Origin of the sequence: Cyanobium sp. NIES-981 (genome assembly GCF_900088535.1) — a bacterium.
Classification (GTDB): Bacteria; Cyanobacteriota; Cyanobacteriia; order PCC-6307; family Cyanobiaceae; genus NIES-981.
The window spans coordinates 302,612-327,606 of sequence record NZ_LT578417.1; the positions used below are offsets into that span (position 1 = coordinate 302,612).

33 protein-coding genes are annotated in these 24,995 nt (G+C 66.6%); 9 read left to right on the forward strand and 24 right to left on the reverse strand.

Going from position 1 to position 24,995, the window contains the following annotated elements:
* The first annotated feature begins 11 nt into the window (after nucleotides 1–11).
* Nucleotides 12–137, forward strand: a complete 126-nt coding sequence (locus CBM981_RS16005) for a hypothetical protein (protein WP_255376833.1) — start codon at nucleotides 12–14, stop codon at nucleotides 135–137.
* Here the strand turns inward: CBM981_RS16005 and CBM981_RS01555 are convergent.
* Nucleotides 126–1,226 carry a sensor domain-containing diguanylate cyclase gene (locus tag CBM981_RS01555; RefSeq protein ID WP_225867471.1) on the reverse strand — a complete coding sequence of 367 codons (1,101 nt, stop codon included), beginning with the start codon at nucleotides 1,224–1,226 and terminating at the stop codon, nucleotides 126–128. The genes CBM981_RS16005 and CBM981_RS01555 overlap by 12 nt on opposite strands.
* Nucleotides 1,227–1,316: 90 nt before the next feature.
* On the opposite strand from CBM981_RS01555, the gene CBM981_RS01560 reads away from it, so the two are divergent.
* Together CBM981_RS01560 and CBM981_RS01565 are read left to right on the forward strand one after the other, a co-directional pair.
* Nucleotides 1,317–3,455, forward strand: coding sequence for a copper-translocating P-type ATPase (locus CBM981_RS01560; protein WP_087066972.1), 2,139 nt, complete (start codon nucleotides 1,317–1,319; stop codon nucleotides 3,453–3,455).
* Nucleotides 3,452–3,967 carry a cupredoxin domain-containing protein gene (locus CBM981_RS01565; RefSeq protein ID WP_087066973.1) on the forward strand — a complete coding sequence of 172 codons (516 nt, stop codon included), beginning with the start codon at nucleotides 3,452–3,454 and terminating at the stop codon, nucleotides 3,965–3,967. The genes CBM981_RS01560 and CBM981_RS01565 overlap by 4 nt, the downstream gene beginning before the upstream one ends.
* Here the strand turns inward: CBM981_RS01565 and CBM981_RS01570 are convergent.
* Nucleotides 3,895–4,128: a hypothetical protein gene (locus tag CBM981_RS01570; protein WP_087066974.1), complete on the reverse strand. Its 234-nt coding sequence runs from the start codon at nucleotides 4,126–4,128 to the stop codon at nucleotides 3,895–3,897. The genes CBM981_RS01565 and CBM981_RS01570 overlap by 73 nt on opposite strands.
* A 169-nt stretch (nucleotides 4,129–4,297) precedes the next feature.
* On the opposite strand from CBM981_RS01570, the gene CBM981_RS01575 reads away from it, so the two are divergent.
* Entirely contained in the window at nucleotides 4,298–4,717 is a 420-nt protein-coding gene (locus tag CBM981_RS01575) for a nuclear transport factor 2 family protein (RefSeq protein ID WP_087066975.1), read from the forward strand.
* On the opposite strand, the gene CBM981_RS01580 is transcribed toward CBM981_RS01575, so the two are convergent.
* On the reverse strand, nucleotides 4,696–5,475 hold the full coding sequence (locus tag CBM981_RS01580; RefSeq protein WP_087066976.1) for a carboxylesterase: 780 nt from the start codon (nucleotides 5,473–5,475) through the stop codon (nucleotides 4,696–4,698). The genes CBM981_RS01575 and CBM981_RS01580 overlap by 22 nt on opposite strands.
* Before the next feature lie 280 nt (nucleotides 5,476–5,755).
* Here CBM981_RS01580 and CBM981_RS01590 point away from each other — a divergent pair, with 280 nt between their 5' ends.
* Nucleotides 5,756–5,977: a hypothetical protein gene (locus tag CBM981_RS01590; RefSeq protein WP_087066978.1), complete on the forward strand. Its 222-nt coding sequence runs from the start codon at nucleotides 5,756–5,758 to the stop codon at nucleotides 5,975–5,977.
* Nucleotides 5,978–5,986: 9 nt separating this feature from the next.
* Here CBM981_RS01590 and CBM981_RS01595 read toward each other — a convergent pair whose 3' ends face one another.
* From CBM981_RS01595 to CBM981_RS01625, 7 genes are all read right to left on the reverse strand, one after another.
* Nucleotides 5,987–6,943, reverse strand: coding sequence for a Hint domain-containing protein (locus CBM981_RS01595; protein ID WP_157665297.1), 957 nt, complete (start codon nucleotides 6,941–6,943; stop codon nucleotides 5,987–5,989).
* A 266-nt stretch (nucleotides 6,944–7,209) separates the two neighbouring features.
* Nucleotides 7,210–7,932, reverse strand: a complete 723-nt coding sequence (locus tag CBM981_RS01600; RefSeq protein ID WP_087066980.1) for a triacylglycerol lipase — start codon at nucleotides 7,930–7,932, stop codon at nucleotides 7,210–7,212.
* Entirely contained in the window at nucleotides 7,911–8,474 is a 564-nt protein-coding gene (speG, locus tag CBM981_RS01605; protein WP_087066981.1) for a spermidine N1-acetyltransferase, read from the reverse strand. The genes CBM981_RS01600 and speG overlap by 22 nt, the downstream gene beginning before the upstream one ends.
* 68 nt (nucleotides 8,475–8,542) lie before the next feature.
* Entirely contained in the window at nucleotides 8,543–9,583 is a 1,041-nt protein-coding gene (locus CBM981_RS01610; RefSeq protein WP_157665298.1) for a hypothetical protein, read from the reverse strand.
* 28 nt (nucleotides 9,584–9,611) lie between these two features.
* A complete protein-coding gene (locus tag CBM981_RS01615; RefSeq protein WP_087066983.1) occupies nucleotides 9,612–10,124 on the reverse strand; it encodes a shikimate kinase in 513 nt (170 codons plus the stop codon).
* A 55-nt stretch (nucleotides 10,125–10,179) separates the two neighbouring features.
* Entirely contained in the window at nucleotides 10,180–10,557 is a 378-nt protein-coding gene (locus CBM981_RS01620; protein ID WP_087066984.1) for a cupin domain-containing protein, read from the reverse strand.
* A 39-nt stretch (nucleotides 10,558–10,596) separates the two neighbouring features.
* The gene (locus CBM981_RS01625) at nucleotides 10,597–10,872 is read right to left on the reverse strand and encodes a hypothetical protein (protein WP_197686662.1); all 276 of its coding nucleotides are present in this window, start codon (nucleotides 10,870–10,872) and stop codon (nucleotides 10,597–10,599) included.
* 89 nt (nucleotides 10,873–10,961) lie between these two features.
* Here CBM981_RS01625 and CBM981_RS01630 point away from each other — a divergent pair, with 89 nt between their 5' ends.
* From CBM981_RS01630 to CBM981_RS01640, 3 genes are all read left to right on the forward strand, one after another.
* Nucleotides 10,962–11,309, forward strand: coding sequence for a hypothetical protein (locus CBM981_RS01630; RefSeq protein WP_087066985.1), 348 nt, complete (start codon nucleotides 10,962–10,964; stop codon nucleotides 11,307–11,309).
* Nucleotides 11,310–11,354: 45 nt separating this feature from the next.
* On the forward strand, nucleotides 11,355–12,230 hold the full coding sequence (locus CBM981_RS01635) for a hypothetical protein (protein ID WP_087066986.1): 876 nt from the start codon (nucleotides 11,355–11,357) through the stop codon (nucleotides 12,228–12,230).
* Between the two features lie 98 nt (nucleotides 12,231–12,328).
* Nucleotides 12,329–13,336, forward strand: a complete 1,008-nt coding sequence (locus CBM981_RS01640) for a homocysteine S-methyltransferase family protein (protein ID WP_225867472.1) — start codon at nucleotides 12,329–12,331, stop codon at nucleotides 13,334–13,336.
* Here CBM981_RS01640 and CBM981_RS01645 read toward each other — a convergent pair.
* The 13 genes from CBM981_RS01645 to CBM981_RS01690 all read right to left on the reverse strand — a co-directional run bounded on the left by CBM981_RS01645 (nucleotide 13,299) and on the right by CBM981_RS01690 (nucleotide 23,184).
* Nucleotides 13,299–13,847: an antibiotic biosynthesis monooxygenase gene (locus CBM981_RS01645; protein ID WP_087066988.1), complete on the reverse strand. Its 549-nt coding sequence runs from the start codon at nucleotides 13,845–13,847 to the stop codon at nucleotides 13,299–13,301. The two genes, CBM981_RS01640 and CBM981_RS01645, sit on opposite strands and share 38 nt — an antisense overlap.
* Nucleotides 13,777–14,340, reverse strand: a complete 564-nt coding sequence (locus CBM981_RS01650) for a hypothetical protein (RefSeq protein ID WP_087066989.1) — start codon at nucleotides 14,338–14,340, stop codon at nucleotides 13,777–13,779. The genes CBM981_RS01645 and CBM981_RS01650 overlap by 71 nt, the downstream gene beginning before the upstream one ends.
* Nucleotides 14,337–14,459, reverse strand: a complete 123-nt coding sequence (locus CBM981_RS16010) for a hypothetical protein (protein WP_255376834.1) — start codon at nucleotides 14,457–14,459, stop codon at nucleotides 14,337–14,339. The genes CBM981_RS01650 and CBM981_RS16010 overlap by 4 nt, the downstream gene beginning before the upstream one ends.
* Entirely contained in the window at nucleotides 14,456–14,995 is a 540-nt protein-coding gene (locus CBM981_RS01655; RefSeq protein WP_157665299.1) for a hypothetical protein, read from the reverse strand. The genes CBM981_RS16010 and CBM981_RS01655 overlap by 4 nt, the downstream gene beginning before the upstream one ends.
* A 404-nt stretch (nucleotides 14,996–15,399) precedes the next feature.
* A complete protein-coding gene (locus CBM981_RS01660) occupies nucleotides 15,400–16,920 on the reverse strand; it encodes a DUF4041 domain-containing protein (RefSeq protein WP_157665300.1) in 1,521 nt (506 codons plus the stop codon).
* Between the two features lie 466 nt (nucleotides 16,921–17,386).
* Nucleotides 17,387–18,250, reverse strand: coding sequence for a PhzF family phenazine biosynthesis protein (locus CBM981_RS01665; protein WP_087066992.1), 864 nt, complete (start codon nucleotides 18,248–18,250; stop codon nucleotides 17,387–17,389).
* Nucleotides 18,251–18,293: 43 nt separating this feature from the next.
* Nucleotides 18,294–18,530 (reverse strand): transglutaminase domain-containing protein, encoded by a 237-nt coding sequence (locus tag CBM981_RS15675; protein WP_197686663.1) that lies wholly within the window; start codon nucleotides 18,528–18,530, stop codon nucleotides 18,294–18,296.
* Nucleotides 18,422–18,922, reverse strand: a complete 501-nt coding sequence (locus CBM981_RS16145) for a transglutaminase N-terminal domain-containing protein (RefSeq protein WP_225867611.1) — start codon at nucleotides 18,920–18,922, stop codon at nucleotides 18,422–18,424. The genes CBM981_RS15675 and CBM981_RS16145 overlap by 109 nt, the downstream gene beginning before the upstream one ends.
* 68 nt (nucleotides 18,923–18,990) lie before the next feature.
* Nucleotides 18,991–19,260 (reverse strand): hypothetical protein, encoded by a 270-nt coding sequence (locus CBM981_RS01675; RefSeq protein ID WP_087066993.1) that lies wholly within the window; start codon nucleotides 19,258–19,260, stop codon nucleotides 18,991–18,993.
* 111 nt (nucleotides 19,261–19,371) lie between these two features.
* Complete coding sequence (locus CBM981_RS01680) at nucleotides 19,372–19,824, reverse strand: GNAT family N-acetyltransferase (protein ID WP_225867473.1); 453 nt, start codon at nucleotides 19,822–19,824, stop codon at nucleotides 19,372–19,374.
* Between the two features lie 316 nt (nucleotides 19,825–20,140).
* A complete protein-coding gene (locus tag CBM981_RS01685; protein ID WP_087066995.1) occupies nucleotides 20,141–20,908 on the reverse strand; it encodes an alpha/beta hydrolase in 768 nt (255 codons plus the stop codon).
* A 218-nt stretch (nucleotides 20,909–21,126) separates the two neighbouring features.
* Nucleotides 21,127–21,741, reverse strand: coding sequence for a hypothetical protein (locus tag CBM981_RS15140; protein WP_157665301.1), 615 nt, complete (start codon nucleotides 21,739–21,741; stop codon nucleotides 21,127–21,129).
* A gap of 93 nt (nucleotides 21,742–21,834) precedes the next feature.
* On the reverse strand, nucleotides 21,835–23,184 hold the full coding sequence (locus tag CBM981_RS01690; protein ID WP_087066996.1) for a serine hydrolase: 1,350 nt from the start codon (nucleotides 23,182–23,184) through the stop codon (nucleotides 21,835–21,837).
* Nucleotides 23,185–23,542: 358 nt separating this feature from the next.
* Here CBM981_RS01690 and CBM981_RS01695 point away from each other — a divergent pair, with 358 nt between their 5' ends.
* Nucleotides 23,543–24,292 carry an SIMPL domain-containing protein gene (locus CBM981_RS01695; protein WP_087066997.1) on the forward strand — a complete coding sequence of 250 codons (750 nt, stop codon included), beginning with the start codon at nucleotides 23,543–23,545 and terminating at the stop codon, nucleotides 24,290–24,292.
* Between the two features lie 22 nt (nucleotides 24,293–24,314).
* On the opposite strand, the gene CBM981_RS01700 is transcribed toward CBM981_RS01695, so the two are convergent.
* Nucleotides 24,315–24,986, reverse strand: coding sequence for an ATP-binding cassette domain-containing protein (locus CBM981_RS01700; RefSeq protein WP_087066998.1), 672 nt, complete (start codon nucleotides 24,984–24,986; stop codon nucleotides 24,315–24,317).
* Between the last annotated feature and the right edge of the window lie 9 nt (nucleotides 24,987–24,995).

Genomic DNA, 24,995 nt, shown 5'->3' on the forward strand with positions numbered 1-24,995 from the left:
GAGGCAGCGCCATGATTCCGATGCGCTTCCTGATGGCGAACCGCCTGCTCCACTGGGCGGGGTGCGCGGCGCTCGGGGCTGCTGGCCTGGCCGGCCTCACCGAGCTGCTGCTGCTGGGTGCCGCCTCAGGAGGCTGATGCCGGAACGGGGTCATCGCCCCGCCGCCCGTGGCCGCTCTGGGCGGAGGGGAGAGCCGGCTCCGCGCCCGGACCCGCGCCCGGCCTCGTCTCGTGCACGAGCCGGGCAATCTGATGGGGCTGCCCACTGCTCTGGGCCAGCAGCAGGGCCTGCCCGGCCCGGGCCAGCAGATCCTCGATCCGCTGATCGGTGGGGGTCAGCTCCGTCAGCCCCCCGCTCACCTGCAGACCGGGGTCGCCGCTGAGCTTCCCCTGCAGATCCGCGATGCCGCAGCGGATCGCTTCGGAGCGCTCCATGGCGGCGTCCTGGCCGGTGTCGACCATCAGGATCGCGAAGGCGTCATCCCGCATGCGGCCGAGCAGATCCCGCGGACGCCGCTGGGAGCGGCACACCTCCGCCACGGCGCGCAGCAGCTCGTCGCCCGTCTGGTGGCCCCAGCGGTTGTTGATGGTGCTGAACTGATCGATGTCGATCAGCAGCAGGGCCATGGGGTCACCATCGCGAAGGGCCCGGTTCAGTTCGCGCTGTCCCTGCTCCAGAAAACTCATCCGGTTGGCGAGGCCCGTGAGCGGACAGAGACTGGTCTGCCGGCGAAGCTCCAGTTCACGCACCACCAGGTCGGCCAGTTCCTGCAGCAGCTTCACCTGGGCTGCGCTCAAGCGGCGCGGTTGCCGATCGATCACACAGAGGCTGCCGAGGTTGTGCCCTTCGGCGGAGGCCAGCGGAGCGCCGGCATAGAACCGGATGCCCGGCTCGCCCAGCACTAGGGGATTGGTGCAGAACCGGGGGTCGGTGCGCGCATCCGGCACCACCAGCGGTTCGCCCTCGGTGATGGTGTGGGCGCAGAACGCCTGCTCGCGCGGCGTTTCTGTGATGTCCAGCCCATGGCGGGCCAGGAACCACTGGCGGTTCTTGTCGATCAGGGAGATCAGGGCGATCGGCGTTTCCAGCACCGTGGAGGCCAGGCGCACCAGCCGATCGAAGTGGGTGTCGTCGGGGCTGTCGAGCACCCCGTAGCGCTCGAGATCCCGTTGCCGGTCGGGCTCGTCGGCAGGCAGGGGGTAGTCGGGATACATCGTGCTCCTCACCTGCAGGCATCACCTTAGGAATATTTCCCGGCCACCCAGAAGCGGACCCCATAGGTTGAAGACAGGGCTGCCCGTGCTGGTTCCCCGCCGATGAGCGCCACGTCCTCCTCTTCCCCCTCCTCCCCGTCCCCCTCCTCCTGCTGCGCCGGCAACGGCCCCGGGCCCGGCCTGGCCGAGTCGGCGGGGGCCATGGACCGGGAGCTGGCCCGGGAGCTCACCCTGCTGCGCCGCAAGCTGGGTGTGGCCGCGGTGCTCACCCTGCTGGTGATGCTCTCCAGCCTGCCCCACATGCTCGGGCGCCATTCCCTGCCCCTGCTGCCGCACTGGTTCACCAGCCCCTGGACCCAGCTGCTGCTCACCACGCCGGTGCTGTTCTGGTGCGGGCGGGAGTTCTTCAGCGGCGCCGCCTCGGCCTTCCGCCAGCACAGCGCCGACATGAACACCCTGGTGGCCGCCGGCACCGGCATCGCCTGGCTCACCTCCGTGGTGGCCACCCTGGCGCCGCAGCTGCTCACGGCCGAGGGCCTGCCGGCGGATGTGTACTACGAAACCGCCGCGGTGATCCTCACCCTGGTGCTGCTGGGCCGCCTCCTGGAGGCCCGGGCCCGTGGGCAGACCTCCGAGGCGATCCGGCGGCTGCTGCAGCTCCAGCCCCCCACCGCCCGGGTGCTGAGGGACGGCGTGCCCCAGGAGATCCCGGTGTCCCTGGTGGAGGTGGGGGATCTGGTGCAGGTGCGCCCCGGCGAGAAGCTGCCCGTGGACGGGGTGGTGGTGGAGGGCCGCTCCTGGGTGGAGGAGTCGATGCTCACCGGCGAGCCCACTCCGATCCAGAAAGGCCCCGGCGACACCGTGATCGGCGCCTCGCTCAACCGCAGCGGCAGCTTCAGCTTCCGCGTGAGCCAGGTGGGGAGCGACACGGTGCTGGCCCAGATCGTGGAGCTGGTGCGCCAGGCCCAGAGCTCCCGCACCCGGGTGCAGCGGCTGGCGGATCAGGTGGTGGGCTGGTTCGTGCCGGCGGTGATCGCCCTGGCCATCGCGGCCTTCGTGCTCTGGTTCCTGATCAGCGGCAACGCCGTGCTGGCGATGCTCTTCCTGGTGAGCGTGCTGGTGATCGCCTGTCCCTGTGCCCTCGGCCTGGCCACCCCCACCTCGATCATGGTGGCCTCGGGCAAGGGGGCGGAGAACGGCCTGATCTTCCGCAGCGCCGAGGCCCTGGAAACCGCCGGCGGTCTGCGCACCCTGGTGTTCGACAAGACCGGCACCCTCACCCGCGGTCAGCCGGCGGTCACCGAGTTCGAGCGGCTGGGCTGGGGCCGGCTGCCGGCGCCGGAACTGCTCGCCGCCGTGGCGGCCCTGGAGGAGCGCTCGGAGCATCCCCTGGCGGAGGCGATCGTGGCCTACCTCCGCCCCCAGCTCGGCCCTGGGGCGCCGCCCGTTGTGGAGCAGTTCGAGGCGGTGGCCGGCCTGGGCGTGCAGGGCCGCGCCGGTGGCCACCAGGTGCGGGTGGGCACCCCCCGCTGGTTCCGGGAGCTCGGCCTCGAGACCACGGCCCTCGATCCCCTCGCCGCCCGGCTGGAGGCCGCCGCCTGCAGCGTGGCGGCGGTGGCGGTGGACGGCCGGATCGAGGCCTGCTTCGGCATCGCCGATCCGCTCAAGCCGGAGGCCGCCGCCGCCGTGGCGGCCCTGCGGCGCCTCGGCCTGCAGGTGGTGCTGCTCAGCGGCGATGCCCGCCGCACCGCCGAGGTGGTGGGCGCCCAGGTGGGGATCGAGCGGGTGATCGCCGAGGTGCGCCCCGCCGACAAGGCCGCGGTGATCCAGCGGCTGCAGGAGCAGGGGGAGGGGCCGGTGGCGATGGTGGGCGACGGCATCAACGACGCCCCGGCCCTGGTGGCGGCCGATGTGGGCCTGGCGATGGGCACCGGCACCGATGTGGCGATCGCCGCCAGCGACATCACCCTGATCTCCGGCCAGCTGGCCGGCGTGCCGGCGGCGATCGAGCTCAGCCGCCACACCATGGCCAACATCCGCCAGAACCTGCTGTTCGCCTTCGCCTACAACGTGGCCGGCATCCCGATCGCCGCCGGCCTGCTGTTCCCCTTCACCGGCTGGCTGCTCAGCCCGATGCTGGCCGGCGCTGCCATGGCCTTCAGTTCCGTGTCGGTGGTGAGCAACGCCCTGCGGCTGCGCCGCTTCCGGCCCAGGCCCCTGCCCGCTGCCGCCCGCCGATGACCAGCCTGCTTGCCGCCGCTCTCTCCTCGTCCGAGCCGCTCTGGCGCTCGATCGAGCAGCCCCTGGCCCTGCGGCTGGCCGTGGCCGCCGCCGGCCTGGCCCTGATCGCGGCGGAGCTCTGGTGGTTCCTGGGCCGCCACGGCACTGCCGCCCTGGCCACGGCCGCGGCGGGGGGCTGGCAGGAGGTGACCATCACCGTGGATGGGGGCTATGTGCCGGCGCGGGTGCGGTTGCAGGCCGGCCGGCCGGTGCGGCTCACCTTCCACCGGCTCGACCCCAGCAGCTGCGTGGCCCGGGTGATCGTGCCGGACTTCCAGCGCAGCCTCGATCTGCCCCTCAACGCCCGCACCAGCCTGGAGCTGCCGCCGCTGGAGCCCGGCATCTACCCCTTCCACTGCGGCATGGCCATGGTGCGCGGCGTGCTGGAGGTGGTGCCGGATCAGTCGAGGGCGATGCGCTCCAGGGAGCGGGGCGTGGCCGTGAGCGACGGCCCCAGCGACGGGCTGAGTTGATCGATCAGCAGCAGAGCCGGGGCCATCAGGATCACGCCCGCCACCACGGTGGTGATCAGCTGAACCAGCGCCGCATCGTCGGTGGACTCCCACCGCTGGCGGAAGGGAGAAGGCCCCCAGCCGCCCCGTCCGGCCGGATGGTGGTGCTGCTGGTGGTTCATGGCGACCGGGATCCACCGTGTGTCGTCACACGGCCCTGCGGTTCAGACCCTAAAAGTGAACCGGAGGAGAAACACAGGGGGCTCGGCCATTCGTCGCCTCCCGTTTCATTGCTTAAGACGAGCACACACTGGAGGCCTGTTCAGCCCGCACCCCGGCACCCCCGCCCCCATGGATGAAGCCAGCCTGCGCACCCTGTTCACCAAGCCCTACGGCTCCCCCGCGCCCTCGCAAGACCTGTGGCGCTCCCACTACGCCGAGGACGTGCACTTTCAGGATCCGACCCAGGAGCGCCAGGGCCTGCAGGCCTACATCGAGGCCCAGGAGGCTCTGGTGAAACGCTGCGACGACGTGATGCTGAAGCCCGCCGCGATCGCGATCGACGGCACCACCGCGTTCATCGAGTGGGAGATGGGCCTGAAGATCAGGGGCATCACATTCACCTATCCCGGCACGACCCGCCTGCTGCTCAACGAGGCCGGCCAGATCGTGGACCATCGCGACTACTTCGACTTCGTGGGGCCCACCTTTGCGCCGGTGCCCGTGGTGGGAGGGTTCGTGCGCTGGCTCTACAGGCGCTTCGTGGACTGAACCTCCCAGTTCCGCAGGGTCTCCAGCGTGAGCTCCGCCAGTTCGGGCCAGCTGCCATCGATCGTGAGCACATGGCCGCCGCCCTCGAGCCAGTGGAAGCGGGTACGGGCCGGATCGAGCCAGCGCTGCAGCAGGGCCATGGACCGCTCCGCCCGCACCACCCGGTCCTGATGGCTCAGCACCACCAGGGCCCGCAGCGGCAGACCGTTCCGGCGCAGCTGCCGGCGGACCCGGGCGATCAGCCGCAGCACCTCCAGGCTGGTGGCCACCGGGTAGCGCCCATACCCCCAGAACCGCGCGCCGGCGGCCGGGTCCACGAAATCCTCCGGCGGCTTCGGCAAGGTGTGCACCAGCAGCCGCAGCAGCGGTGCCAGGAAGCGGCGCCGGTCCCGCACGGCGATCGGGGGGGAGAACAGCAGCAGCCCCTCCAGCCGGGAGTTCTGCAGACCGGCCTCCAGGGCCAGCATCGCCCCCAGGGACAGTCCGCCCACCACCACCCGCTTCCCCCTGGCCTCCAACTGGTCGATGGCCTCGCTCACCTGCTGAGTCCAGTCGCGGGCGAGCACCGGCTCCAGATCCTCCACGCAGCTGCCGTGGCCCCGCAGCAGGGGCACCTCCACGCTGTATCCCTGCTGGTGCAGGCGCCGGGCCAGGGGCTTCATCTCCGCTGCCGAGCCCGTGAAGCCATGCAGAAGCAGCACCGCGGTGGGCCCGTCAGCGAGCAGCGACAGTGGAGCGGGATCGGCGAGCTTGGGCATGGTTCCGGAGTCACTCCCGCTGGGGCCTGGTGCTGCTGCGGCAGCGGGATGTGCCCGCCAGCTTCTTCCCGATCGGCAAACGCTTCCGGTGTGACACTGCTTCCCGAGCGTGTCACCTGGTGGTGGTGTGGCGACCGGCTGGGGAGGCACGGCTCCAGCTGATCTGGCATCCCCGGCAGGAGTCCAGAAGCTGTGACCTGGCCGCGCCCCGGGCTGCAGGACCCCTGACCATGCCATCCTGAGCGGGGTCCTTCTCGACACGCCCCCACCACCTGCCGCCATGCAGCCCCAGGGCCCGAATCCGCCCCCCCGCCGGCTCATCGCTGCAGAGTTGGTGATGGTGGGCTGTGCCGTGCTCGGCCTGGCGGTGATGGCCACGATCGGCCTGATCATCTATGAGCGGGTGCCGTTCACTCCGGAGCGGCGCCAGCTGTTTCGCTCGCGGATGGAGGCCGAACGGCAGCAGAAGCGGGAACAGCAGGAAGCGCTGCCCTGGCGCTGAACCCTGGCTTCAGACCGGCGCCAGGACCTCGTCAAGCTTGGGCAATCCAACATGGAGAGCACGGGCCAGATGGGTGGGGAGCTGGCGCACGAAGGCCACGCGCGGAAGCGGCAGTTCTTCGATGGGGAGCTCTTCGCCGTAGAGGCGGAGGTACTCGTCGAAGTTGTCCCAGTAGCTCTCTCTTGGGATGATGTCGATGTGAGATTCGGCCTGAAGATCGTTGGCCACGATCAAGCGGTGGGTCTCAAGCTCGATGTTGAAGTAGGTGATCTCCTGATGGTCGGTCCACTCCTCCACAGAGGTTTGGTGGATGGTGGTGTCGTTGACCAGCACGGAAGCATTCACGAGGTGGTCGTCCACCAGGATGGCATGGCCGGGGGAGACGAACAGGTCGCGGCTTGGAAGCCCCTGGCCGAGGGCATGGGCCTGGATCCGGATCGGCAGAAACTGCCCCCAGTGCAGGCATAGGGGATGGGCTGAGTTGCGGGAAATGAAGCGAACCGCCTGGGGCCCCTGATCGGTAGCCACGAGATCACCGATCGCCAGGGTTTCGATTGGCCGAGCACCTTCCGGGGTGGCAATCAGGGTGCCGGTGACGAAGCAGCTCCAGGGGGCATTGTCGGTGATGTTGGTCTGGCTGGTGATAAGGCTGGTGGAGACGGTGTACCACGTGCCTCCCGTGCCACTTGCCTGGGTCGAGAATGCCAACACGTTTCCATTGGCTGGGCCAGAAGCATCGTCTCCTCGGAAAAAGAGATTGAGGGTGGTGGTTCCATACTTGACCACCACGGCCTCGCCGACTTGAAGCGAGGTACTGGTCACCGACTCGGTGACACTCACATTTCCGCTCCCGGAGAGATCGGTGGGAGGACTTGCAGGAGTCACCTTCAAGCTACTGCCCGTGCCAGTCTGGGTGACTGCCTGAATGGTAGAGAAGGTCCAGGTGAACATGCTCTTGTTGGGCAACGCTGGAGGATGTTTAATCACTCTGCCCTTGCACCCTCCCTCCCCGGTTGCGTTCTTCTGAGAACTTGCCTGGATTTTCCTTGTGGATTCCTGAGATTCTCCTGAGAATCTGCTTCCATGGCATAGGCGAAGGCAGCGTTTTCCGCGCCCAGCTGCGGCCGCGCTGAGGCTCCCCCACGGCTTCCCGGGCTGCCTGTGCATGTCCTCGCCCCCTGCTGCTGCGGCGCTCGTGTGAGGTGGGTGGACTCTGGCCTGCGCTTACAGAGCTAAACTCTTGTGCCGTTGGTGCGGCTGGGCGGTCCGGCTTCCAGAAGCTCCATCCACCAGCGTTCCACCACCTCGGGGCTGCCGTACCAGCGCGGGCCGAAGGCGCCGCCATGGGCCACCCCGGCCAGCACCAGCGGGGTGGATCCCTCCAGCAGGGCGGAGGCCACCGGCACCAGCCCGTCGCCCCGGTCGTGGGGATCACCCGTGCTGTTGCGGTAGGCCGTGGGTGCCAGGCGCCGGGCCATCGGGCTGGCTTCCGCCAGGTCCAGATCCCCCGCCACCGACCCATACCGCACCTGCTCGGCGAAGGGGCAGCCCGGCAGGCGCCGGTTCACCAGCTGCCGCAGCGCCGTGGCCTTCAGCGCCGTGTGGGGGCTGCCGAGCATCACCAGCGCGTCGGCCAGGGCCTTGCCGTCGTAGCGGCGGCCCTGGAAGGGAGCGTCATCCAGGAACAGCCGCAGCATGATGCCGCCGGAGCTGTGGCCGATCAGCGTGACCTTGCCGGTGGGCGAGTGGCCGGCCAGCTCACGGGCGGTGCTGGCGACCCGGTCCAGGATGCGCGCCCAGGCGAAGGCGAACACGGTGAGCAGCCATTCGGGCCTGCCCACCGGCACCAGCCGCACCGGCTGGCCGCTCAGCCGCCCGAGCTCCTCCACCATCGGGGCGTAGGCCTCGGGGCTGATCAGGAAGCCACCGAGGATCAGGATCGGCTGGCTGGGCATGGCGGGGCGGACGACTGGGGCTGGTTCTGGAGTTGAAAGTACGTCTCTTGAAGGATGTACATGCGCCGGGCATCCTGATAAGCGCCGTTCACGAAGAATTCCTTTACGAAATAACCTTCATCCAGAAAGCCGCAGCTCTCGTAGAGGTGAATCGCCTTCTGGTTGGCCGTGGCCACAACCAGGTAGATCTTGTGCAGGTTGAGGATGCTGAAGGCATAATCGAGAGCCTTGCTGATCAGGGCGCGCGCATGGCCCTTGCCCTGGTGGGCCGGATCGATGATGATCTGAAACTCGGCTCTGCGGTGGATGGTGTCGATCTCGATCAGTTCAACCAGGCCGATCCTCTGATCCTCGCTGTCTACGGCAATGAAACGCCGTTCTGCGATGTCATGGATGTGGCGCGCGTAGAGCTCCTGCAGTTCGTCGAAGGATTCGTAGGGCTCTTCGAACCAATACGACATCACATTGCGGTTGTTGTTGAGGTGATGAACGAAACGCAGATCACCGCGCTCCAGGGCCCGCAGCACCAGATCGTTGCTCACGCCACCGCTGTCCAGCCTCAGGCCTGAGGCTAGGGGCCCGGCCGGGATCCTGAGCCTGCCCCGCCCCCTCAGAGCTCCTCGGGATCGGGCCAGAGCCCGGGCTGATCGACCATCGGCTGCCGCAGGGGCACCACGCCGAACCGGCGCCGGATCTCCCGCAGGGGCTCGGCGGCCATCGCCAGGTGATCCAGCTGGCTGAAGTCAGCCCGGCAGCGTGCGCCCCTCTCGAGGGCCTCCGCGAACAGCTCGGCCGCCCCCGGCAGGGCCAGCACGCCGCAGCGCCCGTCCAGCCCGTGGTAAGGCTCGCCGCCGCCGCCGTAGGGCACGAACTGCTCCTTGCTGCCGTGCTTGAACAGGCCCACCTCATGGATCAGGAAGTTGGTGAGTGAAGCCATCCAGTTGGCGGCGCTGTTGTTCAGGGCCAGCTTGAAGGCCCCGAGCGCCACCTCCCCCGGGCCTGTGGGCTCATAGCCGCTGATCACGTGGTTCATGTCGTGGGCCACGTAGTAGCCGGGGCTCGGGGTGTGGCGGCCCGGCAGGGCGATGCCGTTGCGCGCGTAGAACTGCACGAAGGCCCAGCCGAGGCTGCCGGTGGGCATGGCGCTGAGCTGCTCCACGGCCTCGAAGAAGGCGTCGTCGGGCTGCCCCTCCCCGGCGGGGCGGGCCATCGGCTCCGACAGCTCGGGTTTGTAGCTGTCGTAGAGACGCACGAAGCGGGCTGTGGCCTCCTGGGCCGAGAGGTGGGCCAGATCCCGCACCACCTGCAGCTGGGGGGGATCGAAGTGCAGGGCTTCGGCGTAGCGCTCCAGCCGGCGGAGCTGCTCCTCGCTGCCGGGGTGGTGGCAGAGATCCAGGATGATCCCCATCTGCAGGAACAGCCGCCGGCAGGCGGGATCCACCAGCTGGAGCGCCAGGGCCTCCGGGGCGAGGGGGTCGAGGCTGGCCAGGCTGGCGCTCTCCTGCCGCAGCAGATGGGTGGCCAGCACCTCGAACACGCGCCGCTGCTCGGCCGTGGGGCCGCCGGGGATGGCGATCAGGCCCAGCAGTGCGCGGGTGAGCAGCAGGGCGGCGGCCGGATCCACCGGAAACGGAATCCTGGTGCTGGACACGCGGGAGGGCGGGGGCGTTGCGCCCAGGCTAGGGACAGTCGGCCCCCAGCCCCAGCGCTTCCCCGGCTCGGAGGGGTTGGGTGAGCTCCCGCTTGCGGCCGCCGAAGGCGTCGTAGAGCCTCCGGTGGTGCAGGAGGCCATAGGTGTCGTGTCGCGTGGGATAGGAGCGCACCCAGGCGATCAGGTTGTCCAGGTTCTGCTGCTGCTCCTCCGGGGTGGCGAACTTCTCGGGCTCGAAGGGCCTGGCCCGGCAGTGGGCCACGCACACATCCACGCCGGGGTTGAGGAAGATCAGCTCCTCGGCATGGTCCAGCACCGGTTCGAGGATGTCGGCGTAGCACCCCTCCAGGATCCAGTGCTCGTGTTCGGCGATGAACCGCCGCACGGCAGCCACGCTCTGGGCCAGGGGGCGCCGCTGAGCGCTGCCGGCCTCGAAGGCCACCGCATCCAGGGAGAGGCGCGCCGCCGGCACCCGGGCCTGCAGCTGCCGGGCGAGGGTGCTCTTGCCGGCGCCGGCGTTGCCGAGCAGAACGAGCCGCATGGCCGCGTGAAGTCCCACCCCATCCTGCCGGAATGGGCCCGACCCGGGCTCCGGATCAGGGGCCCAGCTCCCCAGGCCGCTGCGGGAAGGACACATCCAGCACCACACACCCCTGGTCGGTGCGGAACGGTCCGTGCACCTCCCCAGGCGGGCGGCTGGCGTAGTGGCCGGTCTCGAGCCACATCCCAACGGCCGCATCCCACAGCCGGCCGCTCACGATCAGAATCTCCTCCGGATACGCATGCGCCGTAGCCCCGATGGCCGTGGTGTCAGCACCTGGGTGAAAGCGCGTGAGCCGGGTGAACTCTCCGCTGGCCGGATCGTGGCTGAGAATCAGCGCCTCCACCTGCCCCTCGAGGCCCTCCAGCCAGCGCCAGCGGTGCTCCTGCCCGGAGGCGAGCGGGTTCCAGTAGGTGCAGGTGGTCTTGCTCATGGGGCGATGAAGGACGGCGGTGCCTCAGGTGCCGATCGATCAGCGGCGCGACCGCATCGGCTCTCTCCATCGCCAGATCATGGGTCGCCCCTGGCGCCAATCCTCGGCCCCGTGCTCCACCATCGGCACACCGCCGGAGGTGGTGGCCAGCACCAGGTGGGTGATCCACCCGGGTGCGGCCAGGGCTGCCTGCAGGGCCAGCACCAGCGCGAGCAGATCGTCGAACCCCCTCACCCGCGGATCCGGGGGTGTCTGCCTGAAACCGGGCCAGCCCAGATGCACCCGTTCGCCGCCATGGCCAAGCCGATCGGCCACCGGCCGCCAGTGGGCGGTGTTGCCGGAGGCACCGGGCAGGAACAGCAGCTGGGTGGGAGGATCCGAAGCCGGCAGAGGGTGTCCATCCGATGAGTCGTCGCTTCCACCTTGCCCTGGGCGTAGCCGACCTGGCCGCCTCCATCGCCGACTACAGCGCCCGGCTCGGGATGGCGCCGGAATGCGTGGTGCCGGGGGTGTACGCCCTCTGGCGCACTGAAGGGCTGAATCTCTCCATCCGTGTGGTGGGCGCCGCGGAAGCCGGCCTGCTGCGCCACCTCGGCTGGGAGGAGCCGGAGGCGGCGGCGATGGAGAGCGCGCTGGATGTGAACGGGATCCTGTGGGAGCGCTTCTCCGGTGCGGCGCAGCGGCAGGAGATCGAGAGCCTCTGGGGAGGGGCCGCCAGCTTCCGTGCCGGGCCTGCGGATCCAGGCTGCTGAAGGCCGGCCGGATGGGGGCCAGCCGAACGACCGAATGCACCGACGATGCCCCATCCGCCCATCAGGAGTTTCCGCCCCAGCTCCCCGCGCTTCGGGGACTGCGTCAGGCGACTGCTGCTGCTGAACCTCGTGCTGCTGCAGCCGCTGTTCAGCCTCGCCGGACCTCTGCCGGCCTCGCCGGAGCAGACGCTGCGCCAGCTCACCCTGGCCCTGCTGCGCGGCGACCGCCAGGCCGTGCTCGCCCTCACCCGGGGGGATCCGGAGGCGGCGGCCCTGGGCGAGCTGGAGCCTGCCCCGGAGCGGGCGCGGCGCCTGGAGGACGATCCGGACGACCTGGTGATCCAGCTGCTGCGGCCCTACGAAGCGGGCGGGCAGCGGCTGGAGGGCCGCGATCCCCGCACCCTGCCGCCGGGGGCCACCGCCCTGGAGGCGGCCACGCTGCTGGGCGGTCAGACGCAGATCTGGCGGTTGGTGCGAGGGCCCGAGGGCTGGCAGGCGGATCTGCGCTGGGCCGCCCGCGCCCGGGCCATGGCCGCCCAGGGAGAGACGCTCGAACCGCCGGGATCTCCGGAATGGGTGGCTCGGCGCCTCACGTTCGCCCTGCTGCTCGGCGATCGGCAGCAGGCCCTGCCGTTGCTCCTGCCGGGGGCCGATCCCGCCGTGGTGGTCCTGGGGGCTGCCGATCAGCCAGACCCTTCGGGCCACCTTCTGGCCCTGGCCGAGGAGATGCCGCTGGTGAGGCTGGACCCCGGAGAGGCCGCCGTCCTCCCGGATGGCCAGGTGGCAAAGGCCAGCCTCCACCAGGACCGGCTCCTGGTGCTGGGCCTGTTCGGCGTCAGCGAGATCCCCTTCCTGCTGGAGCACCGCGGCGGCCGCTGGCGCGCTGTGCCCCAGCCCTGGCTGCCGCTGCTGCTGCGCTGAGGGGGCCTGCGCCACGTCCGGCTCAGCAGCCCCCAGCGGCAAAGGCGGCCACAATGGAACCACCCTTTCAGGCCGCACACCTGGCCGCACACCTGAGCGTGGAACGTCGCCCGCTGGTGCAGCTCCATGGCACGCCGCTGCTCTCCGACGGCGGGCTGGAAACCACCCTGGTGTTCCACCAGGGGATCGAGCTGCCGGGGTTCGCCGCCTTCGATCTCCTGCAGCGGGAGCGGGGGCCGCAGCTGCTGGCCGACTACTTCCGCTCCTACTTCGCCCTGGCCCGGGAGGCCGGCACGGGCTTCGTGATGGAAACGCCCACCTGGCGGGCCAATCCGGTGTGGGGGGCGCGACTCGGCTATGACGGCCTGGAGCTGGCGGCGGCGAACCGGCAGGCGGTGGCCCTGCTGCAGGAGCTGCGCCACGAGGAGGAGAGCGCCGCCCGTGCCGCCGGGCTGCCCGTGCCGCCGATCCAGATCAGCGGCTGCATCGGCCCCCGGGGCGATGGCTACGTGGCCGATCAGCAGCTCAGCGCCGAGGAGGCGGAGCAGTACCACCGCTGGCAGATCGGCGTGCTCGCCGGCAGCGGGGTGGATCTGGTGTCGGCGTTCACGCTCAGTGCCGTGCCCGAGGCGGTGGGCATCGTGCGGGCCGCCCGCCGGGAGGCCGTGCCGGTGGTGATCTCCTTCACGGTGGAGACCGATGGCCAGCTGCCCAGCGGCCAGCCCCTGGGTGAGGCGATCGAGGCGGTGGACGCGGCCACCGGGGCGGCGGCGGCCTATTTCATGCTGAACTGCGCCCACCCCAGCCACTTCGCGGCGGTGCTCCAGCAGGGCGGCCGCTGGCGCGAACGGATCGGCGGCCTGCGCGCCAACGCCTCCCGGCGGAGCCACGCGGAGCTGGATGAGGCCGAGAGCCTCGATGAAGGGGATCCCCACGATCTGGCCCTGCTCTACCGGGAGCTGAGCCCGCTGCTGCCCAACCTGGCGGTGCTGGGCGGCTGCTGCGGCACCGACCGGCGCCATGTGGCGGCGATCGCCCGGGCCACCCTGCCGCTGCTCTGGGAGGGGCTCAGCCGCTGTAGAGCCAGCCCTGAAGGCGACGGGTGAGGAAGGGCATCACCGCATAGGTGAGCAGCGCCACGGTGATGCCCGCGTTCAGCACCACCCGCAGCACCCAGGGCCAGGCCGCCAGCCAGACGTTCACATGGGGGCTCACCAGCAGGGCCAGTGTGCTGACCCCCAGCCACACCAGCAGGGCCTGCTTCCAGCGCCGCGGCGCTGGGCGGGCGGGTTCGCCGGGCAGCTGGAACCAGGCCTCCAGGCCCGTGAGCACCTGGATCGACTCCTGCTCGCTGATCAGGGGGCTCACCCGCTCGATCCAGCTTCTGCGCTCCTCGGATCGCAGCCAGGCCGTGAGATGGGCGCAGGTGTCGAACTGGAGCACGATCACGTAGGGGGAGCCGCCGCCCCGCTGGGGCCGGAGGATGTGCACGCCCAGGTGGCCATCGAAGCCGCGGGCGGCGGCCGAGATGCCCTTGATCCAGGCCTCATAGCCCTCCTCCCGGCCCGCCCGCACCCGGTGGGTGATCACGGCCGTCACGTGCTGGTGGGGATCCATCGGGAATGATCCGGCCTGGGGGCAGACACCAGAGCATGCCCTGCGGCACGGCGATGGCCACCAGGCGGCAGCGCTCCGGATCCACGTAGAGCCCCACCGGCATGGGGCCGCCGAGCAGGGGCCCCACATCCCAGGCGGGAATCAGCAGGGCCACGGCGTCCAGCGCCTGCGCCGCACTCTCGCCAATGCGCACCTCGGCGTAGAGCGCGGTGGAGTCGCTGCCCTCCTCCAGGCGGAGACTGGCCAGGGCAGGGCGCGGGGGGGTGCCGGCCACGATCCGGCCGGCGCGGCGGTACCAGCGGGGAACGCCGATCAGCCCGAACAGCGCCACCGGCAGGGTGGCGGCCGCGAACAGCAGATAGGGGATGGGGTTCCCCGCGTTGGTGGAGGGGGCCAGGGCCACCGCCAGCGCGGCCACCCCCACCGCCGCCAGCAGCAGGGAGGCCACCAGCACGGTGAGGCGGTAACGGCGAAGCTCGGCGGGAAACGTCATGGGGGGATGGCCGCGCCCGGGATGGCCTGGGCGCGCTCCGACGCATCGAGCGAGCCGTCCTGCCGGGCGATGAAGTCATCCAGGGGGCTGGCGATGACCACGGAGCGCTGGCCGCTCATGGAGCGCTGCGATGAACCCCAGGCAATCCTGAGGGCTGCCGCGCCAGCGCCCAGCCCATGCCCAGCAGACCGATGTTACGGAGCAGGCTGCCCAGGGTCTGAACCATCTCCGGGATGGGGAAGAGTGCGAGAACGAGATTGAGACTGAGTCCGATCAGGAAAAGCTGCGCCGTCCAGGCGGGAAACACCCGCGCCCGCAGGGTGGCCAGGCCAAAGGCCAGGCCTGCGCCGATCATCAGCACACCGAAGAGGGTGTAGGTGACCCCAAGCTCTCCCCAGAGCTGCTGGTAATCGGGCGACTGGATGGCCAGAGCCAGAAGGGCCGTGTGGGTGAAATACACGAAGGCGAAGCCGTAGCCCACGGCTCCAAGCAAACCAACGGCGGAGATCCGTGGCCGCTGGGCCGCATAGAGGCCGAGCATGACGGCGGGAATGGGCAGAAAGGCGCAGGCGCTCACCCCGAGCTGGAGGGGTGAAAAGCCTCCCTGGGCCCACTCCAGACCATCGGAGAGCGTATGGAGCAGGGGGCAGAGCATGGCCCCGGTGGTTGTCAGTCGGGTGGCCAGGCGATCCACCGGTCTGCAGATAGGGCTGAAATCCGCTTCTATTCTGCCCGAGGGATCAGAACGGCAAGCACGCCAAGACTGTGACGTCTGCTGGAGGTGTGGAAGAGATGAGGCTTTCTGAGGGACTGCCCAAGCCCGCTTTGTTCTGCCCAGCCAGTGCAGCCTCCCATCATCCCAGTGGCACGATCGGCACCATTCAGCGCGGACGACGTTTGGGCGCAGATCCACGACGACGTCGCTCTTGTTGGGCGCTGGGATGGAGGAGCCGTGGTTCATCAAGCAGGGTGACGAGCCCAAACGATGCCTCAAGGCATCGGTGGGCATCTCGGCAGCGCCTCGAAGCCATGGGAGCACGTTCAGGAGTAGATACACATTCACTCTTGAGAGGGCTTGGGGTGGGCATCTGGCAGCTGGAGGCTGGCCTCGAGATGCTTGCGTTTTGCCTCGCTTAGTCGGTATTCCTTGGCCTCAGCCAGCAGTGTCCATCGAATGTCTGCCGTGATTCCTAAGCTCGTCTTCAGCTGCTCCACTTCGTCCTTTATTTCCTCTATGGAAATGCGAAAGAACTCCTTTCTCTGGTTCTCAAGATTAAGGCGTCTTTCTCTGAAGTACTGGTGTAGGGCGTGCTCTAATGAAGGGGCATCGTCGGTCCAGATATAGGCGTGATAGTCAAAGGGAAACGGTACGGAGGCGTCGCCCAGCTCTCGTCGCCGATCGTCTGGGTCTTCCCTGCGGGTCATTCCGATCTTGTAAATATCTGGTCCGAAGCTGCCGATGTTGCTGAGAATGTATACATAGCCAGCTTTTGTTTGCTCTGCCAGGCTCTTTGCTCTTTTGCGTTCTTCTTGTGCTGCTTCAAGCTGGCGTTCTAAGGCCTCAATCTGTTGCCTCAATGCTTCCTTCTCGCTTTCTGCGGCAGCGTCCATCTCTTTCTGCTTTTCTCTGACCGCTCGTTCAACGCTCTCCTCCTTCAGTGCTGCATCGCGCTCGCGCTTCTCGGCCTCTCGGCGTGCCTTCTCCTCCTCGCGCTCTTGCTGGCGAATCAAGGCCTGTTCCTCTTTGATCTTTTGTTCTAATTCTGAGTACTCATAGACCAGGCTCAGCTCGTCGAGTCGATTGTCTAAAAAGCTCGTGCTGAGTTGGCAGCTCCAAGTTGCAGTGAGCTTATTGATCTGATCAAAGGAAGACCGGATGCGCTTGCTCATTGATTCAACATTTCTGTACGTCACTCTCGCAATAAAGGAGTCGCACTCTCCATTGAATGCACGCAGCATGAGTTGAAGTACTTTCTTGATTAGCTTTCGGCCTTCAACATCTGAGCCATTGAATGTGATTGCCTGCGTGGCGTATGCGGCGGCGTTGATATTTCCGTCCTCTCCTGTCAGCTGCAGCATGGCTTTCTGCCGCTGTTTTATTTCCTTGAGCGCATCTTGATACTTGGGAAGATCTTCGAATCCATACACTGGCTCGTAGTAGCCCACTTCGAGTAAGTGAGCATCATCCGACCTTAGTCTCAGGCCTTCATTAAGAATCTCCAGTTCCTGGTTGGTGGCCCTGGCGCTTTGTCTCAAGCTATCAATCTGAGCCTCAATCTGTCGACGCATCTCTTGGGCCACGGCGACGATGTTGTCTGCTTCTTTTCGGGCATTGACCAAGCTTGATTCCGCCTGGGCTTGAAGTTGAGCGCTTTGGTGCCTGGCTTCAGTGACTAGCTTGTCGCCTTCTTGCTGGGCGATGGAAATGCTTGCGTCGGCTGCCTTTTTGGCTTGTCTTGCATAGGCCTCGGCGTCGTTGATTGGTTTAAGGCGTTTTTTGAATACTCTGATCCTGCTTTGTAGTACGAAGCACCAGAGGCAAAGGGCTGCCAATGCTCCCAGAAGCGCTGACGTTGCCACGGCTATACCGACGAACTGTGGCAATCTTGGTAGGCCTTCTTCGGCTTGTCATCCAGTTGTCATGTCGATGCCCTTACGTCGTCGCCAGGACAATTCCCGAAGGCCCTCTGTTGACGTGATGACATGGCACCACTCCGTCTCGGGTGTACATGCCGAGAGCAGTGCCAGCCAAGCGTGGAGTGCTGCCTGAGACGGTTGCCAAGCCTCAGGTAGCAAGATTGCCAGCGGCTCTACTTCGGGACAGGCCTGAATGCCATGGCGTAGGCCCACTGCTCGCTCAGCATCTCGATGAAGCTCTCGGCGTTGCAGCTTGTCCTGGAATTATCGGGTTTCTCTGGGATGTCCTTCAGGCCAATGCTGCTGCACGCCCTGTCGACCCCTTCGCAAGATCGGGCGGTTCTTTCCATGGCTTGGGGGCCTTACCTCTGCTTGGCCATGGAGTCAGCCGCTGAGCCCTCACACCTGCCTACCCATTTGTGCCGTCGAGCCACACCGCCTCGCCCGTCACGATGATGCCGCCCTCGGCGGGCACCTCCACCACGATCAGGCTGGGGCGCCCCATGGCGTCGCCCTGCCGGATCCGGAGCGTGGCCGGGGCTGGGATCAGGCCGGCTGTACGCAGATAGCCGCCCAGGGCGGCAGCGGCGGAACCGGTGGCCGGATCCTCCACCACGCCGCCCACGGGGAAGGGGTTGCGGGCGTGGAACAGGAGGGGGCTTTCCCGCCACACCAGCTGCAGGGTGGTGAGCTGATGGGCCAGCATCAGGGTCTTGAGCCGCTCGAAGTCGTAGTCCAGAGCCTGGAGCCGATCCCCGGTGGCGGCGGCCAGCACCAGGTGCCAGGCTCCCGCATAGGCCAGGGCCGGGGGAATGGCCGGATCCAGCTCCTCGAACCGCCATCCCAGCGCCGCCAGAGCCTCGCCCACCAGCTCCTGGGGCGGCAGCGTGTGGCGGGGCTGCACGGAGGTGAGCGAGGCGCTCACGTGATTCCCCTGCAGGCGCACCGCCACCGGCACGGTGCCGATGGCGGTGGCCAGCCGGTAGGTGCCGTTGCCCCCGCTTCTGCCGAGCGCCACCCCGGCGGCGATGGTGGCGTGACCACAGAACGACACCTCGGCCTGGGGGCTGAAGTAGCGCACCGTGCGCTCGAGCCCGGCGGCAGGGGCCACGAAGGCGGTTTCCGAATAGCCCACCTCGGCGGCGATGCGCTGCATCGTGGCTGGATCGGGAAGGGTGTCGCCGATCCACACCCCGGCCGGGTTGCCCCCACCCGGGGTGGTGGTGAAGGCGGCCAGGCGGTGCAGCACGCCCGATGCCATCTCCGCAGCCATGGGGGCTCCCGCAAGACGCCTGAGAATCACCCGAGCCTATGGCTCACGGCGTGAGCCCCAGGGCCCGTCCAGCTGCGTCACCCATACCCCCACCGTCATGGTGGATCGCGCCGGACCGCGGAAGGATCCAGCCACCGGCTTCCGGCGACAGGGGATCGTGCAGGTAGCTGCTCACAAAGCGGGCCGCCAGACCCAGCCGGCGGGCGGCGGCCAGAAACAGCGTCGCGAAGTCGCGGCAGGAGCCACTGCCGCTGCTGAGGGTGTGGGCGGGGGTCTGCACCCCGGGCTACTCGCGCCTCCTGTAGTGCAAGGTGTGGTGGATGCGGGAGCTGATGCGCTCCAGGGCCTCGTCATGGTCCATGGGCCGGAGATAGGGAACCAGCAGCAGACGCTCTTCGGTATGGCGAGCGGGTCTTCGTGGTACTGCTGAATCAGCACCTCGCTTTCGATCGTGAGGCTGCAGGTGGGCTCGGAGAAGGTGGCGATGGCCACCGAGTTGTCTTCCGCATCCCGGTGCCAGCGCAGCATCGCCGTGGGTGAGACGTGCAGCCAGGAGGCTTCGATCCGCAGCTCATGGCCCTCCCGGGGCCGCAGGCGCAGGGCGTGGGCATGGAGCCGCACCTCGGCGTTGTAGGTGTAGCTGGTGTGGTGGCGGATCCGGTAGCTCTGCATCACCGCCCCAGCTCCGGGAGCTCGTCGTCTCCAGCCTGAAGCATCCGAGGCGCGGGCAGTGGTACCGCTCAGACAACGAACCTGGCGGTCCTCACGGGCCTGGCCTGCATCCTGTTGGCTGCCGCGGCCTCCAGGGCGGGTGCTTGGGCTGACACCGCAGCGCCGAACGCGAAGGCCGATGGGAACGGCGCGATTCGGGAGAGCAGCGATGGCTTGCGGCGGAATGCGCTCGCCATGGCATCAAGGCCCAGGATGCCAAGAGCCAACGCAGCCAGCAAAGGGCCAACTGTGCGGCTCGACACGACAAGGATGGCGAGGGCCAGGAGCGTGAACAGCATCCCGAAGGCCGCGGTGACGATGTGATGCCTTCTTGAGGCGGTTCTCTTGGTTGCCATTGGGGTTAACGAAAAGCACGGCGGCAGCAGTGAGGCATCCGCTGGAATTCCATGTCAGCCATTGGCATGGAATGCTTCATGAAACAAGACAGTGCCTTGTGGAATGGTCCCATCAAAGGAAAGAGCCAAGAACACATCCTGGGGAACGCCTTCGTGGATGAGTCCTTCAACATTCCTGAAGCCAAACCGACGATAGTATTGCGGATACCCGACCAGGCAGCAGCCTTTCGCTTTGAGCTCCTTCAGGCGTGACAACCCTGCATGGATCAGTGCCGTTCCAATGCCCTGGCGTTGAAAGGCTGGATGGACTGAAACGGGGCCGAGGCCATACCAATCTTTGCTGCCATCCGAGATTCTCACAGGAGAGAATGCAGTATGTCCCACCACAATGCCATCGGCCTCGGCGACCAAGGACACGGTTAAGGCTTTCGCTGATCGAAGGGCGTCAATGATGAACTGCTCCGTGTGACTGCTGATCTCCATCGTTTCAAAGGCTGCGATCGTCACTGCGGAGATGGCCGCAGCATCAGCGCTGTTCTCGTCTCTGATCAGAATATTCTCTATCATCCTGGCAGATTGCTTGTCTTTTGCACTCTATAGCTCACTCATCATTGGAGGGATTCGTGAACCACTTGCTTGGGGGAGTCCACGATTTCGTCAGCGCTGCGCTTGCCCAGAGCCTGATTCGCCGTGCCCTCGCCATGCAGTGCCGGCGCAGCAGGCGACTCTTTCGGTGTGGCTGAAGGCCTTCGCCTGAGCATGCCCCTGGTTCTGGCCCTGCTGCTCTGGCCGCCGCTGCAGGTGACGGCTGTATTGCGCGGCTTCAGGCCGCCGGCCTGAGGCCGTCCAGCAACGCCTGGCGCAAGGCCGAGGAATCCTGGATCGGGGTGTTGTGGTGGAGATCGCTCACCACCAGCAACTCCGCCACGCCGGGCTGGAAAGCCCGGTACAGGGCCCGGGCGTGGCGTGCCGGCACCACTGCGTCCTGGGCCGCCGCCACGATGGTGGTTGGGGCGCTCACGCGGCTGGCCTCGGCCGCCGCATCCCATCGGACCTGCAGCAGGAGGTCCACCGGCAACCAGGGCATCGCGCCCCGGGCCACGGCGAGCAGGCTGTCGAAGGGCACCAGCAGCACCAACCGCTGCACCGGCCGTGTGGCGGCGAGGTGCACCGCTGGAGCGCCGCCCAGGCTCCTGCCCGCCACGGTGATGGCGCTGTGCCGCCGGGCCACATGGGCATAGAGGGCCTGGGCATCGGCGCGCAGGGCTGCTTCGCTGGGGCTTCCCTCGCTGCCCCCGTAGCCGCGGTAGTGCAGCAAGTAGAGGGCCGTGTCCGGCAGCAGGGCGGCGAGTTCCGCACGGGTGAGCGACACGTCTTCGGCATTGCCGCCGAAGTAGATCAGCGCCCGGGGCCCCGGGTGCGGTTGATGGCTCACCAGCACCCGCTGGTTCTCCACCTGCAGGGCGAACTGGTGGCTGGGATCGGCGGCGGGCCTGGGGAAGTAGATGAACGAGCGTTGGGCCAGGGCCATCAGCAGGCACAGGCCCCCGTAGGCCAGGGCCAGCCCTCCAGCCCAGCTCAGTGCCCTCATCCTCTCCAATCCCACCAACGGCTACCTCGGAACGTGTTGGCGATGGCTCTCACCTTGGCGTCAGTGGCGTGGGGGAACGGCCAGGTCGTTGCTGGAGGATTGGGGGGGGAGCTGGTGAGGATGGCTGATTGCGTCTCCGATGGCCGCCATCACCTGGCCCCTGTGTGTGATGGGCCCGGCAGATGACCCTGCAGTGGGAGCTCGGGTGAGTGGCCACGTCAGACGCCGCTCAACGAGCACAGCTGATCTTCCGGAGAGACATAGAGAAACTCTACTGTTGCCTCATGAGCAACTCGGCGCGATTCTGCTAGAGATGTGGGCGTCATCCTTTCTGCAGGCATGGGTGCGGTATCAATCACCATCACAACGGGGATGAAGTCACAGTTCCGCCAACGGGCTTCTTCTCTATGAGATTGAAGTTTTACAATATCTGCAATGATCTCGCCAGATCTAAGACGACCGTTAGACCGCTCCGATGCTTTCACTTCAATAGCGAGCAGCAAGGTCTTCATGGTCTGTTCGTTGTTTCTACGGCGCCAGTCTCCCGAGACTGCCTCAGAGAAAAGACACACATCGGGGATTGGCTCAAAGCCACCTTGATACTTATCATGTTTGCGTTTGTCCAGTCTCTGGAATAATTCGGTTACTGGATCAGATATCCACATTTTCACATTCATGCCGATCTGGTTCAGTGGAACAGGCCCATAGAGCCGAAGACAGTGATAGACCATTGCTTGGTAGTGCAGCTCAGAGCCCAGAACCTGCCGCGTCTCTGCAACGATGTGTGGCCACGCTCTGATCAGCACTGCTGCTGCCTCATCCTTGCTGTTCATAACGTCCAGAATCAGCGGCGGCGCTAAGCGCCGTCCGCTGCATGCTGTTGTTAGGCCACCGAACGTACGAAGCAGCTATCGTCATTTTGATCATTATTCAAAGCTCATCGCAATGGCACGCGCCATGGTCTCCTCTTGATTCTTGCCATCGCCAGTGCAAAACCAGACGATCACCAAATCCCGTGAAGGGGAAACATAGAGACCCTGTCCGCCGACTCCGCCTTTGTACATATCGCCATCCTTGAAGATCGCGTCCCACTGGTAGCGGTTGGTCAAGCCTTCCTCTCCCTGTCCAGCGAAGCTCTTGTACATGGTTTTTCCCACATAGCCCTTGCCATACATCTCGGGGTTGCCGGAAGTCTGGATCATCTTGATGATCGATTCTGGAACGATTCGCTCTTTGCTCACCTTGCTCCAACTCGGGGTGAAGATCATGCCAAAGCGAGCCATGTCCCGCAGCGTGCTCGCATTGAAGCCGAAGAACATCGGATAGCCTTGAGGTGAAACGGCGACAGTCATATCGTGTTCTACGCCGATCTTGCTCCAGATCATCTCGCTGAAAAGCACGTTCATTGGACTGCCGCCGACGCGCTCATTAATGCGATTAATGACAAAGGGATTGATCGAGTTGTATTCAAACGCTGTATGCCCTGGATACTTGCGCTTCATGTTGCGAAGCACTTGATAGGGGTCAGTCTCTTTCTGGTCAGGATTGGTAAAGAAGCCAAGTGTCACGCCCCACTGATAATAGGCTTGTTTCGGGTTCGTCCTGGTGTCCTGCACCGGTTCGTCATGCTCTGTGGAGTCGAGACCATTGGCCATGTCCAAGGCATCTTCTACTGTGACGTTGTCCCATGCCGTACCTTTCAATTCCGGCAAGTAGTAGGGAACTGGCTTCTTGACATCAATCTTCCCTTGGTGCTCAAGCAATGCCATGACCGTACTTCCGGTCACTTTGGCCGATGACATCCAGATGTGCTTGTCTTGCGGGCGCATGGTGTTGTACCGCTCAAACACGATCGTGCCCTTGTGAGCTACGAGGAAGGCATCTACCGGATAACTGTCCAGATGGCCATTCACCGTTTCAGTCTTGCCACCTTTCTGGAAACTAATCTTTCCGATAGCAGGATCATAGGCAACTGGCAGGTCGCTGATTGGCCCGCCGCGGAGCACATCAACTGTGGTGTACATGCGACCTATATTCTGCCACATGTAGCGGGTCTGAGGTATTGGGAACTGGAATTTGATCCTGTTTTCAAGAACGCCAAAGAACTGTTGGATCTCTTTCACTTCTTCCATTGATTTATTCGCCAAGGTGTCTTTAGGAACTTCCGTGATTCTCGGATGCGCCAGCGTGGCGCGTTGCTCCTGAGCCTCGGCGCTCCCCAGTGCCGTGGCAAGCGCTAACAGACCGGCAATGTAATTGCGCTTGCATCGCTTCATGATTTAATCCTCCTTTTGCTTAATGAAGTGCGGTGGTGATTTCGTAATTGTAAGGCTGTTAAGCCAGTGCGCCTTAATCGGTGCTGCGTTTTGGCCTAACGCTGAATAGGCGGATCCGATAACCACCTCCGGACCCCATTCTCTGTCCGCCTAAACGTGCTGCCCCTCATCCCCATGAAGCCTCTGGTCCCAGTGAGCCACTGCCCTTGAGGCCCAAGCTAGCCACACCCCCAGGCTTCTTCTACGGATCCGCCAACCACCTGTGCGCGTGGCTACCAGATAGCCAACTGACCCCTGGCCTGGCCAGCTGTGCCGGCGTGGTCACACTGAGGGACGAGCTCACCCGCTGCGCCTGGCCATGGGCCGTTTCTCCCCCCTCGTGACCACCCTGCGCCGCACGCCGCCGCTGGTGTTCGCCATGGCCGTGTTGGCCACCGGCCTGGTGGTGTCCACCTCCGTGCTGGTGAAGGGCATCCGCCGCGGCAACGACACCATCACGGTGACCGGCGCCAGCACCGAGCGCATCACCAGCGACCATGCCGACTGGACGGTGGAGGTGGCCGAAAGTGCCCCCTCGCTGCAGGCCTCCTATCAGCAACTGCAGCCCCAGGTGGAGCGCACCCTCGCCTTTCTGCGCGAGCAGGGTATCGCCGAGGAGGCCATCAGCCTCCAGCCGATCAAGTCCGAACGCTCGGAGGTGCGCGACTCGCGTACGGGCGAACTGCAGTCCGTCACCTACACCACCCGCCAGCCGATCCGCATCAGCACGTCCGATGTGGCCAAGGTGGCCGCCGTGGCCCAGCAGATCGGCCAGCTCGTGGGCGAAGGCGTGCCGCTCACCATCAACGACCCCGCCTACACCTACACCAAGCTCTCCGACAAACGCGTGGACATGCTCGCCAAGGCCACCCGCGACGCCCGCCTGCGCGCCCGCGAGATCGCCCGCCAGGCCGGCTCCAGCATCGGCGTGATCACCCAGGCCGACACCGGCTCCTTCCAGATCACCGTGCCCAACTCCACCGAGATGAGCAGCTACGGCTCCTACGACACCTCCACCATCGAGAAGGACATCACCGCCGTGATGGGCGTGACCTTCCGCGTCGAGTGAGCTCGAACTTGCGCCCAGGGCCTCAGCGCAGGCGGCCGTCCTCCAGCGCCAGGGTGCGATCGGCGATGTCGAGGATGCGGCTGTCGTGGGTCACCAGCAGGATCGTGGTGCCGTGCTCCCGTGCCAGCCGTTGCATCAGGGTCACCACCTCGCGGCCGGAGCGGCTGTCGAGGGCGGCGGTGGGTTCATCGGCCAGCAGCAGCGGCGGCTCCCCCACCAGCGCCCGCGCCACCGCCACCCGCTGCTTTTCGCCGCCCGACAGCTCAGCGGGCTTCACCTCCAGGTGGTCGCCCAGCCCCACGCCCTCGAGCATGGCCCGGGAGCGGCGGTCCATCTCCGCGGCGCTCAGGCTGCCGCGCATCTCCAGTGCCATGCGCACGTTCTGGCGGGCGGTGAGGCTGCGGTGCAGGTTGTGGGCCTGGAAGATGTAGCCGTGCTCCCGCCGCGCCAGGGTGAGCTCCAGGGCGCTGGCGCCCACCAGCTGCCGGCCCAGCACGATCAGCGAGCCCCCCTGCGCCGCCCGCAGGCCGCCGATCAGGGTGAGCAGGGTGGTTTTCCCCGAGCCCGATGGGCCGGTGAGCAGCACGATCTCGCCGGCCGCCACCTCCAGCGCCACATCGAACAGCACCTGGCGCCGCACCGCGCCCTGGCCGAAGTGGTGGTTGAGCCCCTGGATCGCGATCGCGCTGGCCATTGCGGATCT